Origin of the sequence: Bacillus sp. SLBN-46 (assembly GCF_031453555.1) — a bacterium.
In the GTDB taxonomy this organism is placed as follows: Bacteria; Bacillota; Bacilli; order Bacillales; family Cytobacillaceae; genus Neobacillus.
The window spans coordinates 3,662,617-3,675,234 of sequence record NZ_JAVIZM010000001.1 but is presented as its reverse complement, the minus strand read 5'-3'; the positions used below and the strand labels follow the sequence as shown (position 1 = coordinate 3,675,234).

Here is a 12,618-nt window from a genome sequence, read left to right as displayed (position 1 = left end):
GGAAGGAAGAAAAAATATGTTATCGAATATAATGAAGAACACTATACTTAGTCTTTTACTAATGGTCATTTTGGGATTGGGTTATCATCTTCTGGTTACTGGAATTGCGAATATGATAGCTCCTGAGAAAGCGAACGGAAGTCTTCTATACGATGAAAAAGGGCAAGTGGTCGGATCTACACTAATCGGACAAAAATTTGATGACCCGAAACTTTTTCAAGGCAGGGTTTCCAGCATTGAATACAATGCTGCAGGATCTGGGACGAACAATTATGCTCCATCTAATGAAGATATGATCAAGCGTACGAAAGAGTCTGTAGAAAATTGGAAAAAAGAAAATCCTGATGTACCTGTTGACCAAGTACCGATTGATCTTGTAACGAACTCTGGATCAGGGTTGGACCCGCATATCAGCCCAGAAGCCGCGTTAGCTCAAATCCCACGTATACAGAAGTTGGCAGGAATTGACAAAGGTCAATTAGAAGACTTGGTTGAAAAAAATACTGAAGGGAAAGAACTTGGTTTATTCGGTGAACCGAGAGTCAATGTTTTAAAACTTAACCTTGATTTAAAACAACTATTGGAGAAATAACTCAAACAGGGGAGCAACGTGCTCTCCTTTTTCCTATATCTATGTAAAATAAACGGGGGCTGCAAACATGGGTGAACAATTTAAAAGGAAAAGTCCAGAGGAAATATTGCAATCCATTTATCAGATGCAGCGAGGCAGACTCAAAATCATCTTGGGTGCGGTTAGCGGAACAGGTAAAACCTATCATATGTTGATGGAGGGTAATAACCTCAAAAAGAATGGGATTGACGTTGTTATTGGTATGATCAGTGCGTCGGAACGTCCTAAGACAACGGAACAAATAGGCTGTTTAGAAATTATTCCTTCTATTAAATGGATAGAAAATGGTAAGGAGAAGGACGATCTGGATGTAGATGCTATTATAGCTCGTAATCCTGAAGTGGTTTTAGTAGATGTGCTAACCCATCGAAATCGGCCAGAGGCCCCTAGACTGACACGTCTCGACGATATTCATTATCTGCTGAAAAACAAGATAAGTGTTATTACTACTGTGAACATTTATGAACTGGAAGGAATAAGGGGGATTGTAGATAAATTAACAGGTGGAAAAGTAAAGGTGGGTTGCACTGTTCCTGAAGACACACTGGCGTTGGCAGATGAAGTAAAACTGTTGGACGTAACACCAGAAGTGATCCTAAATAGACTCCAGGAAGGAGAGATCGAGCTTCAGCATGAGGGTAAAGGTAAAGGAAATAATCTCTTACATCCGAGCAACCTCGCCGTTCTGCGTGAAGTAGCTCTTCGTTTTTTAGCGGGGGAGGTAAATGATACGCTTGATGACTATCGCGAGAAGCATGGAATGATTGGTCCATCGGGTGCATCAGAAAAAATTTTAGTGACCGTTCAATATCATTGGAATGGGTCCATCCTGGTTAGACGGGGGCAGCAGATTGCAAAAAGGTTAGGAGGAGATTTACTAGTTGTTTGTTTTGCAAATAGGGAATTAACTAAGAATGAACTTACCTTTAAGCGTTCTATTATGAAACTAGTAGAAAAAGTGGGAGGGGAGTTTGAGGAACTACCGCTAGAACAAGAAGAGGTTGCAAATCAAATCGTCCAATATGCAACCATGCACAAAGTTACTCGGATTGTCATGGGGCAATCGAAGCAAACACGTTGGGAAGAAATTGCCTATGGATCAATTATCAACAGAATATTGCGGAAAACGAATAATATTGATGTTTTTATGGTTGCCGATCGCGCTGAAAATGCTGGTGAACGTGTATTACCAGCAAAACAAATAAATAAAGAAAAAGAAATGGATCCTTATCGACGTCTGACGCCTCAGGAATTAGTAAATAAGATGGATAAATTGAAACGCGGGACGTTAAAGGTATATGTTGGGGCAGCACCTGGGGTAGGAAAAACCTATACGATGCTTAGGGAAGCAAATGAATTAAAGAAAAAGGGGATTGATATTGTAATAGGATTGTTAGAAACACACGATAGAAAAGAAACCATTGAGCAAATTGGTCATTTGGATATCATCCCGCGAAAAATCATTACCTATAAAGGAACAAAGTTAGAAGAAATGGATACCGGAGCTATTATTAGGCGAAATCCAGAGGTGGTACTTGTCGATGAGTTAGCGCATACCAATGTGCCTGGAAGCAAGTATCATAAGCGGTATTTAGATGTAGAGGATATATTAGACGCAGGTATTTCAGTGATCTCAACAATGAATATACAACATTTAGAAAGTTTAAATGATAGTGTGGAGCAAATAACTGGGGTTAGGGTAAGGGAAACCGTGCCAGATCATATTCTTCGAAAAGCGGATGAAATTGAATTAATTGATATCTCTCCCAAAGCATTACAAGAACGAATGAAGGAAGGGCGCATTTACGCTTCTGAGAAAGTGGAGCAAGCACTAAATAACTTTTTTAAGACCGGAAATCTAATTGCACTTAGAGAGCTAGCATTACGTGAAGTTGCAGATGATGTTGATGAGCGCTTAGAAGCATGGGAAAGAAAAAGTACACTAAGAGGGCCATGGCGACAGGAGGAAGTAATTTTTGTATGTATCAACTTAAGGCCTGACAGTGAGAGGCTGATTCGCCGTGGATTTCGCATCGCCTATCGTTTAAAAGCTACATGGTATGTATCATATGTAATAGACCATCATCCTTTAACAGAAGAAGAGGAGCAAGTATTGAATAAAATTCGCAAGCTGACAGAACGTCTTGGAGGAAAATTTGAAATTTTATGAGGCACAATATCGGCGTCATGTTTTTAAAAAACTAGTAAGTGAAATGAATGAAAAAAAAGCAACACAAGTAATTATTGGCCAATCTGCTCGTACTCGCTTCGAGGAGATTCTCAAGGGCTCAGTATTCCAGAGATTGTTAAGAGAAGTACGTCATATGGATGTATTAGTGGTTGCAGACCAACAAAAACAATAATAAAAAATACCTTTATCACTTCTTGGGTAAGGCATGAATAAATGCCTTCTTATTTTTTGTAGGACTTAAATGAATCCTTTGGATAAAATAGGGAAAATAGTAGAATCTATACAATAGAAAAAATTTATTAAACGACTTGGACTACATAGGGAGGGAAAAGCTTTGGGTTCACAGGAGATTATTGCGCTTATCATTTTTCTTGTTACATATGCATTAATTATTTCAGAACAAATACATAGGACTACCATTGCTATGCTGGGCGGATTATTCATGGTAGCGCTCGGAATTTTGGATCAAAAAAATGCTATCCACCATATAGATTTCAATACCATTGGTTTATTAGTGGGAATGATGATCATAGTAGGGATAACAGCTCAAACTGGGGTTTTTGAATATATTGCTGTCCTGTTGTCTCAAAAAGCTAAAGGTGCTCCTATAAAAATTTTAGTTGCATTGAGTTTATTTACAGCTGTTGCTTCTGCTTTTCTTGATAATGTAACGACTGTTCTTTTAGTTGTTCCAGTTACATTAAGCATTACGTCCCAATTAAAAGTAAATTCTATTCCATTTTTAATATCTGAGATTCTGGCTTCTAATATCGGCGGGACGGCAACCATGATTGGTGATCCTCCAAATCTAATGATCGGCAGTGCAGTTCAAGAATTAACTTTTCTTTCGTTTATTAATAATCTTGCCCCCGTAATAGCTATAATTTTAATAGTAAATATAGTGCTATTAGTAATGATTTATAGAAAACATTTAGCGACTACAGATGATCTAAAAAATCATTTACTCAGGAAAAATCCAAGGAATGAAATAAAAAATCCTGCATTATTAAGAAAATGTACAATTGTAATCTTTATTACGATAGGTGGTTTTTTTATTCATCAATTTATGCATATTGAAACCGCAACGATTGCTTTAATTGGTGCTTTTATTTTACTTCTATTCACAGGAGACAAATATTTGGTAACGGCGTTAGAAAAAGTAGAATGGACAACTCTTTTCTTTTTTATTGGCTTATTTGTTATAGTAGGTGGGCTTGTTGAAACAGGGTTAATCGCAGCTCTTGCTAAAAACGCCATGTCTTGGACTGGCGGAGAACTAAAGTCATCGACCTTACTTGTTTTGTGGATGAGTGCAATCATTTCTGCATTTGTTGATAATATCCCTTTTGTTGCGACAATGATTCCTATGATTAAAGAGATGGGACAGTTAGGCATTAGTAATTTAGATCCACTTTGGTGGAGTTTGTCACTTGGGGCTTGCTTAGGAGGAAATGGAACTTTAATAGGCGCAAGTGCGAACCTTGTGGTAGCAGGAATAGCTTCGAAGGAAGGATATCATATAACCTTCTTGAAGTTTTTGTTGATTGGTTTCCCGCTAATGTTGGTATCAATCCTAATATCAATGATTTATGTTTATATAAGATATTTAATGTAGAAAAAAATATAAAACGCTAATCTAACGATTTTTAAACCGAAAAAATGACGGTTGAATTGCGTTAAATTAGCGTTTCTTTTTTAGTACGGCTGATGTAGCTAATTCTTTCTGTAACAATTTATCATGCAGTTTGGAAAGGAAAAGTAATGCTAGGATTGTACCAGCTAAAGTTAATAGCATATCCCACTGAGCATCCCATATGTCGCCTTGATTCCCTAAAAAGTTTTTAGCCGTTTTTCCTCCCTTTCCTATAATAAAACTGATCCATTCAATAATTTCATACATAGCTGAAATGGCAAGAGAAATACTTGTAACGATCCAAAATAAGATACCTTTTGTTAAAAGGGTTTTCCTTAATAATATTTCTCTGATTACTATGCCAAACATGCCTTTTAAAAAATGTCCAAATCGATCGTAGTGATTTCTTTTTAAATCAAAAGTATCTTTTATCCAATTAAAGAAAGGAACCTTTGAATAGGTGTAATGGCCGCCGATAAACATCAAAATAGCCAAAATAGTAATAATGAAGTATGAAAGGGTAGTAAGACGAAACTTTTTGTATGTTGATAGTGCGATATTCAAAACAATAATGGCAGGAGTGACTTCTAATACCCATGACGAATAGCTGGCAGGATTTATAACTGACCAAATAAAAACAGCTATCACGGCCAGTAATAACAAACCATGAATCGGCAATACACCTTTTCTGTTCATATTCTCAATCACTCCTTTTACATAATCTAGGACAGTTTTAGATTAAGGAGGAAGAAGTCATTTTATGCCTTTTAACTTACATTTGAATATAGAAAAAATTGGTAATAAAGATTTACATGTTGCGAGTTTATGGGGGACAATTTTTAAATTTCTAAAGACATATTCAAGGTAGTTTTTCCCTTAATAAAAATAAATTGAGAGGTCATTATAAAGAAGTACTTTAAAATAAAAGGAGAGAAAACCCATGCCTCAAATTGATGTAAATCAGCTTAATCAAGCAAAAGCCAATGTAACTCTTACTCAAGAATTGTTAACAAAAGCAATCGAAAAAGCAAATTCCGATCCTACACTTGCCCAGGAAGCGATCAAACAAGCATCAAATGAAATTTCATCTGCTTTAACTGCTGTAACTCAAGTTCAAAAAACTTCTCAGGCCGACTTGTTAGAAGGATAAACCTACAGTTTAGTTATTTATTATAAACCAAAATAAAAAGCCTTGAAAAAAATCAAGGCTTTTTACATTTAGAGAGGATTTTTTTGAAATAAAATATCGATTAAATATTATGTGATTCGAAAAATTTACTAACATCCTCATTAATATCTATTTTAGAAAAAACAATATTTGTCGCACTATTAGCAAGTGGCATGATTTCATTGATAAATTCCTCAATTTCTGATACTGATTTAAAATGTAATAATATGAAAAAACATGCGTCCCCACTAACACGATAACCTGATATGCTTCGCGAATGTTGTTTGATTAAATCTGTGAATTTTTGATAATGCCCATTTTTTATTGTTATTTTCATTATGCATGAAATGGAAAAGCCTAAGGAAGCATAGTTTAACTTGATTGTATAACCTTCAATTACTCCATTCTCCTCTAATCTCTTTACTCGTTCTTTTACGGAGGGAGTAGATAAGTTCACTCGCTTTGATAATTCCCGCATCGATAATCTACTATCCTTTTGTAACTCCGATAGGATTTTTAGATCAACCTCATCAAATTTCATGTTATTCATCTCCTTCAAATGTAATTTAAAAATGTAAATAAAAATCGAAAAATAAATTATGTTTGTAAAAGAAATTAAAAAATTACGTTTCGTTTGTGTATGTAACCAGAAATTTTATTGAATATAATCACTAAAGGAACCTTTCAAAACATCAAAGGTTGCTTGATTAATAGATGAACGATAATTTACAAACATCTCACCAAACGCCAACCTGTTCAGGATGTACCTACGGCTTACCTCAATTAAGTTATTAAGTTATGTACAAACAACCCAAAATTAAACCGCTTGAGGTTTAGTTTTGGGTTGTTTATTTTTCTTTGAGGATATATGGAGGGAACGGGCTCCTTAATCATTTAACGGCTTTAATTCCATTAATGCACCAAAGGTATGCGAGGCAGTGGTAAAACAAATAAAAGAAACTAACTCTGAAATTTCATCATTATAACTCTAACTTTCTCCTAAAACCATTTCAATAAACTTCATATGGGCCTTCGACAACCATTTGTTTTTATGGTAAGAGAGTTGTGCATAGAACACGGGATTTTCCGAAGCTGACTTGATCGCCTTCATTTTTTCTTCTCGCAATAATGTTTCTACACTTATGTAGGGCATTAGGCTGATTCCTAACCCGCTTACAACACACTGTTTCATCGCTTCCATACTATTAAACTCCATATGGTTATGTGTACTAATTCCTTTTCTAATTAAATACCCTTCAAAAAATTTCCTTAATGCACAGCTTTTCGGACTGAAAATAAAACATTCTCCAGTGGCTTCCTCCATTGCCTTTATCGAATGATTCTTTTCCCCAACGAAGACTAAGGACTCTTCGGCCCAGACTTGGGTGATTAAATTTGGATCATTTACCTTAGGTTCCAAGGTAATCGCAATATCGAGCTCACCAGAATAAAGCCGCTCCCTTAGTGGAAGACAATCATCATTAATTAGTGAAAAAGTCACTTCCGGATAATTCTTTTTATACTGAGATAACACAGAGCCTAGCTTATATACGGTAATAGACTCGGCTGCACCAATGCGGATTTCGCCCTTCAATGTCCTGTCATTGGTAGAAATATGTTGAATCTTTGAATAGACGCTTAGTAATTCTACAGCATAATGATACAATTCCTCGCCAACGATCGTAAGTTGAATGTGTTTTCCCAGACGGTCAAATAATGGAAGGCCAATCTCTTCCTCAAGCTGCTGAATATGAGATGTAATGGAAGCTTGTGAGTACTGAAGTGTTTGGGCTGCCTTTGTAAAGCTATTCAAATCGACAACTGTTTTAAACGTTTGTAATTGACGGATCTCCATTTATGATCCTCCCATTCTTCCAGTTTGTTATCAGAAATTCTAAACTTATAGTTTAGTTATTTCAATTTTACTAATGGTAAATTATAACATACAATTCACTTAAGGAGATGATGGAAATGAAAAAGATATGTTTACTCTTACCTAATGGATTTGAAGCTGTTGAGGCAAGTGTGTTTACAGATGTGTTTGGCTGGAATAAAGACGTTAGCGAGGGGTCAACTGAACTCGTAACGGTGGGAACAAGAGAGGAATTAAAATGCACCTGGAATTTAACGGTTAAACCGGAAAGGCTGCTATCAGAGGTTTCCGCCAATGAGTTTGATGCTTTAGCCATACCAGGTGGATTTGAACAAGCTGGTTTTTACGAGGATGCTTTTCGCCCAGACGTCCTTGATTTTATCCGAGAATTCGATAAACAGGGAAAACTCATTGCAGCAATCTGTGTAGGTTCATTAGTAATTGGTAAAAGCGGTGTTCTACAAGGGAGAAATGCCACGACCTATAATCGAAGTAATAGGAAGCGGCAAGTACAATTAGCAGAAATGGGAGTGAATGTGATTCCGGATCAAAGCGTTGTCATCGATAAAAACATTATTACATCGTTCAACCCCGCGACTTCATTCGATGTAGCATTTACCATGCTTGAATATTTGACATCAACAGATAATGCTAACAATGTAAAAAGGCTTATGGGATTTTTGGAATAGTTCTTATAAAAATAGGAGGGTTTTTTATGAAAATCTCTGCAAATGCTGCTTTACTATTAATAGATGTGCAAAAATATTTTGATGATCCAATCCAAGGAAGAAGAAACAATCCAAACGCAGAAGAGAAAATGGCCCAATTGTTAACCCATTGGAGAAAAATAAATCGACCAGTCATTCATGTTCAGCATATAAGTAATCCTTCCTTGGCGCATCATCCTGGGCGTGATATTAAAGAAATTGTTGCACCCCTACCAGAAGAACCAGTCATCGTGAAAAATGTTAACAGTGCCTTTATCGGTACGAACTTGGAGGCCTATTTAAGAGAATCTGAGATTGAAACACTTGTTATTGTAGGATTGACAACCGATCATTGTGTTTCTACAACAACACGTATGGCAAAAAATCTCGGCTTTACCCCATTCATCGTATCTGATGCGATCGCTACTTTCGAAAGAGTTAGTTATGATGGGAAGTTGTACAGTGCTGAAGAAATCCACAATTTAGCTCTCGTCAGCTTGCACGAGGAATTTGGTACAGTCATTGATGCGGATGGTGTTCTAGAATTACTAGATTAATAAATGATTGTCACGTGTAAATAAGCGCGTGACAATTTTTTGTTTTGGGACATAGGTTGCCTTCATAAAATTAATTGGAGGTGTCTGTATTGAAAAAAAATATAAAAGAAATTGAATGCCTTGTATGTAATGGGGTCCATTTTCGAAAAGGTTTTTTTGCTGCAGAATATCAAAAATATGATGAGGATACGAGGTGGAATATAAAATCTGAAGCCAAGATACACTTTTATGTAGAATCTGAAGAAGACAATCCATTGAATAGAATCCCAGAGCAATCGAATATATATTCCTACATCTGTGAAGACTGTGGTTTTATTATGAATTTCAACAAAGAAAAACAGGTTGAAAGTAAAAAGCAAGAGCGAGTGAAAAAACAAAGGCAAAAAATGTATGATTGGACGAAATTTAAATAATAATCAATGTTGATTGGAATATCTTACATTGATAATACTGTATTTTATCCCAATATTTTGATATAATTTTTCCAAATAATGAAGGCAAGAGGTACATTCCGTGTCTAAATCTAAAATTCAATTCTGGTTAATTCAAATTTTGCTCATTTTAACAATTATTTTCGTTTCAACCAAGATCTCATTTATGTTTAAGCCTATCGGGGTGTTTTTTTCGACCGTGTTCTTTCCCATTCTGATAACTGGGTTCCTATTTTTTCTATTGAATCCGGTTGTGAATTTTCTGGAACGAAAAAAACTCCCTAGGGTAGCAGCCATATTGGTCATATATGTTGTATTTGGCTGTATTCTTGCATTAGTAATAGGTAGCCTAGTTCCAGCTGTTTCCAAACAGGCAACACAGCTTGCCAATGATCTGCCTGACTTTGCTCATAAGACTACTGAATTTGTTAATGATATAGTCAAGTCTTCAGAGGTTAAAAACTTTAGAGAGCAGCAGAGTGAAATGATTGATACGGTGCAACAACGGTTAATGGAATATGCTAATTCGCTGCCAAATACACTGACGAACGTGATTATGGGCATCTTTGGCATCGTAACGAATATTGCGATCATTCTCGTCACTGTTCCATTTTTATTATTTTACATGTTTAAGGATGGACAAAAATTTCCTGAAGCCGTATCAAAGTTTATTCCAGCTGGATACCGGGATGATGCTTTAAAAATACTAAAAGAAACTGGAGAGACACTGTCAGCATACATTCAGGGGCAGGTAGTGGTCGCCCTCGCTGTCGGTACATTAGCCTTTATAGGGTATTTAATCATTGACTTACGCTATGCATTAATTATGGCACTGATTGTAGCTTTCACCAATATTATCCCATATGTAGGGCCAATCATTGGTGGTGCACCAGCCGTACTAGTCGCTTTCTTTGATTCACCAACAAAGGCTTTATTTGTAATCATCGTTATCCTGGTGGCCCAGCAAATTGAAGGGAATTTCCTGTCTCCGATGATTTTAGGTAAATCATTGGATACACACCCGGCGACAATTATCATTATTTTATTAGCTGCAGGAAATCTGGCAGGCGTACTTGGTATGGTTTTAGCTGTTCCGACCTATGCGGTTTGTAAAGTCATTATCTTGAACTTAGTCAGATTTTTAAGAGCGAGAAAAGCGGCGACTTATACAGGTGAAGGACCCTTAGTCTAAGACTCAAATTATATTTCCAAAAGAAAAAAGCCTTGAATTTTCAAGGCTTTTTTACGTTCCAATGAGGAAGAAAGTACAAGACGGATATTAAAAGAAATGATTGGAAATTTTCCTTATTTTATAGTTTTCTAATAGTAAACTTTATTTCGTATTAACGAAAAATCTTTGACAATCCATATTCATGTTTGGTATTTTAAAAGAGAACAAAAATTCATATAACAAAACATAATAAAGACATTTTACACTCATGTTATATAATAGGAGGTTTTGCAAATGGAAACGGAAATGATTTATGAATTCCGCCGTCCTAAGAATATAATTCCTGGGAAAAAATATCCCGCATTGTTTGTTATGCATGGCATAGGAAGCAATGAACAAAATATGCTTTCACTTGTTAATGGTCTGGAGGATTCCTTCTTTATTTTTAGTGTAAGGGGACATTTGACACAAGGGCCAGGTTTTGCCTACTTTACAATCCAGGGCTATGGAAAACCAAATCGAGAAGTTTTCGATGAAGGAATCAAAAAGCTCGCTAAATTTATTGATTATGCATCAATAAATTATGAAATAGACCCAGAGCAATTATACTTGTTGGGCTTTAGCCAAGGAGCCATAGTTTCCATGACATTAGCTCTCACCCTTGGAAACAAGATTAAGGGTTTAGTAGCGCTAAGTGGTTATATTCCTCAATTTGTAAAGGAAGAATACATGATAAATCCAGGGAAACATTTATCTGTGTTTATATCACACGGGGAATATGATCAGGTTCTGCCATATGAGTGGGGGAAAGAAAATGTCGATTGTTTTACAAAGCTTGGGGTTCCTGTGACATTTAAATCATATCCGGAAGGGCACACAGTAGTTGAAAAAAATCTTCAGGATTTTCAAGCTTGGATTATAAATGATTTACGAAGATAATTCATCCAGAGTTTAGATATTGAAATTTAATGATAAAAAAACGGGGACTGAGAGCATGGATTTACATGTCATTGCTAAAGAAATTTATAGCCATCAAAAAAGTGCTGTAGAAATGAGTAAAATCTCAACACGGTATCCCTCTTTAACAATTGAGGATGCTTATAAAATTCAAGAAATCAACACGGAAAAAGAATTACAAAATAGTGATCAATTTGTTGGCTGGAAAATGGGGCTGACAAGTTTCGCGAAACAACAATCGGTAGGGGTCAATCAACCCATTTACGGAAGATTGCTAAAGTCAATGGAGATGTCCAATCAGGAACTTTCTCTGGACGGTTTAATTCATCCGCGAGTGGAACCAGAATTTGCGTTCTTAATGAATAAAAAACTCAAAGGAAATAATGTTACTGAGCAAGAGGTTTGGCAGGCTACTGAAGGTATAATGCCAGCATTAGAGATCATTGACAGCCGTTATAAGAATTTTTCATTTAACCTCATTGATGTGGTTGCAGATAATGCATCCAGTACAAAATTTTTTCTTTCGGAACAAATATATTTGCCAAATAAGTTTCAATGGGAAAAAGCACAGGTTCGAATGAAGTTGAATGGTAAAGTAGTTCAAGAAGGAAAAGGTTCAGCTGTTATGGGAAATCCTGTTCGTTCGGTGGTTGAATTGGTCAAAATGCTAGACTCTTCTGGCCTTTGTATTGAACCTGGGATGATTGTACTAACCGGTGGAATTACCGAAGCCATTCATGTTTTTAGTGGAGATTCCATTGAGGTTGAATTTGATGAGTTGGATAAAATGAATTTAACGGTCATTTCATAATCGGGAGGTTTGGAAATGCCTATTGTACAGGTACACTTGCTTGAGGGTAGATCGAAAGAAGTAAAACAGCAATTGATTTCAGAGATTACAGCAGCAGTTAGCCGGACGTTAGGTAATTCACCTGAAACAATCAGAGTATTATTACATGATGTGCCAAGTGAAAATTGGGGTGTAGCCGGTTCGCCAATAAGTAATAACAAGAAAATGTAAGGATCATTTTTTATAAAGGGTTGAAGCAAAAAAACGCTGATTCGAGGCTATACATCAACCGACATAAATGAACGGCTAATTAGCGACAGAACAGCGTTTCAAGGCTTTATTACGTCCCAAAGAGGATTCGAACCTCCGACCTACAGTTTAGGAAACTGTTGCTCTATCCTACTGAGCTATTGGGACTAATGAAGAAAGAAAAAATACTTTGTTCCCTACACAGAATAAGTTAATCCCGTCCTGATCTCAGAAAGCTGATTCAAGTAGCGGCTCGATCA

The 12,618-nt window shown here is 36.2% G+C and carries 13 protein-coding genes, 1 tRNA gene and 1 pseudogene; 11 read left to right on the top strand and 4 right to left on the bottom strand.

Translation table 11 applies throughout. From position 1 onward, the window contains the following. The first annotated feature begins 16 nt into the window (after positions 1 to 16). The 3 genes and pseudogenes from kdpC (at position 17) to QFZ87_RS18730 (ending at position 4,437) form a co-directional block, all read left to right on the top strand. Complete coding sequence (gene kdpC / locus QFZ87_RS18740) at positions 17 to 592, top strand: potassium-transporting ATPase subunit KdpC (protein WP_396133936.1); 576 nt, start codon at positions 17 to 19, stop codon at positions 590 to 592. A 67-nt stretch (positions 593 to 659) separates the two neighbouring features. Further along, a pseudogene (locus tag QFZ87_RS18735) lies at positions 660 to 2,994 on the top strand (universal stress protein). Positions 2,995 to 3,156: 162 nt separating this feature from the next. Then, complete coding sequence (locus tag QFZ87_RS18730) at positions 3,157 to 4,437, top strand: ArsB/NhaD family transporter (protein WP_309864600.1); 1,281 nt, start codon at positions 3,157 to 3,159, stop codon at positions 4,435 to 4,437. 66 nt (positions 4,438 to 4,503) lie between these two features. Here the strand turns inward: QFZ87_RS18730 and QFZ87_RS18725 are convergent, their stop codons facing one another. Next, positions 4,504 to 5,151: a DUF2238 domain-containing protein gene (locus QFZ87_RS18725; RefSeq protein ID WP_309864597.1), complete on the bottom strand. Its 648-nt coding sequence runs from the start codon at positions 5,149 to 5,151 to the stop codon at positions 4,504 to 4,506. A gap of 244 nt (positions 5,152 to 5,395) precedes the next feature. Here QFZ87_RS18725 and QFZ87_RS18720 point away from each other — a divergent pair, with 244 nt between their 5' ends. Then, entirely contained in the window at positions 5,396 to 5,605 is a 210-nt protein-coding gene (locus tag QFZ87_RS18720) for a hypothetical protein (protein WP_309864594.1), read from the top strand. 100 nt (positions 5,606 to 5,705) lie between these two features. On the opposite strand, the gene QFZ87_RS18715 is transcribed toward QFZ87_RS18720, so the two are convergent. Together QFZ87_RS18715 and QFZ87_RS18710 are read right to left on the bottom strand one after the other, a co-directional pair. Further along, positions 5,706 to 6,164, bottom strand: coding sequence for an Lrp/AsnC family transcriptional regulator (locus tag QFZ87_RS18715; protein ID WP_309864590.1), 459 nt, complete (start codon positions 6,162 to 6,164; stop codon positions 5,706 to 5,708). A 447-nt stretch (positions 6,165 to 6,611) separates the two neighbouring features. Then, positions 6,612 to 7,478, bottom strand: coding sequence for a LysR family transcriptional regulator (locus tag QFZ87_RS18710; RefSeq protein WP_309864587.1), 867 nt, complete (start codon positions 7,476 to 7,478; stop codon positions 6,612 to 6,614). A gap of 116 nt (positions 7,479 to 7,594) precedes the next feature. Between QFZ87_RS18710 and QFZ87_RS18705 the strand changes: the two genes are divergently transcribed. From QFZ87_RS18705 to QFZ87_RS18675, 7 genes are all read left to right on the top strand, one after another. Further along, the gene (locus tag QFZ87_RS18705) at positions 7,595 to 8,185 is read left to right on the top strand and encodes a DJ-1/PfpI family protein (protein WP_309864586.1); all 591 of its coding nucleotides are present in this window, start codon (positions 7,595 to 7,597) and stop codon (positions 8,183 to 8,185) included. Positions 8,186 to 8,217: 32 nt separating this feature from the next. Continuing rightward, on the top strand, positions 8,218 to 8,760 hold the full coding sequence (locus QFZ87_RS18700) for a cysteine hydrolase family protein (protein WP_309867977.1): 543 nt from the start codon (positions 8,218 to 8,220) through the stop codon (positions 8,758 to 8,760). Positions 8,761 to 8,849: 89 nt separating this feature from the next. Continuing rightward, complete coding sequence (locus QFZ87_RS18695; protein WP_309864584.1) at positions 8,850 to 9,173, top strand: hypothetical protein; 324 nt, start codon at positions 8,850 to 8,852, stop codon at positions 9,171 to 9,173. 100 nt (positions 9,174 to 9,273) lie between these two features. Next, on the top strand, positions 9,274 to 10,383 hold the full coding sequence (locus tag QFZ87_RS18690; protein WP_309864582.1) for an AI-2E family transporter: 1,110 nt from the start codon (positions 9,274 to 9,276) through the stop codon (positions 10,381 to 10,383). Positions 10,384 to 10,656: 273 nt separating this feature from the next. Next, positions 10,657 to 11,301 carry an alpha/beta hydrolase gene (locus tag QFZ87_RS18685; protein ID WP_309864580.1) on the top strand — a complete coding sequence of 215 codons (645 nt, stop codon included), beginning with the start codon at positions 10,657 to 10,659 and terminating at the stop codon, positions 11,299 to 11,301. Between the two features lie 19 nt (positions 11,302 to 11,320). Further along, entirely contained in the window at positions 11,321 to 12,130 is an 810-nt protein-coding gene (locus QFZ87_RS18680) for a 2-keto-4-pentenoate hydratase (RefSeq protein ID WP_309864578.1), read from the top strand. A 15-nt stretch (positions 12,131 to 12,145) separates the two neighbouring features. Next, positions 12,146 to 12,340 carry a 2-hydroxymuconate tautomerase gene (locus QFZ87_RS18675; protein ID WP_309864576.1) on the top strand — a complete coding sequence of 65 codons (195 nt, stop codon included), beginning with the start codon at positions 12,146 to 12,148 and terminating at the stop codon, positions 12,338 to 12,340. Between the two features lie 112 nt (positions 12,341 to 12,452). Here the strand turns inward: QFZ87_RS18675 and QFZ87_RS18670 are convergent. Next, positions 12,453 to 12,526 (bottom strand) — tRNA-Arg (locus QFZ87_RS18670). Between the last annotated feature and the right edge of the window lie 92 nt (positions 12,527 to 12,618).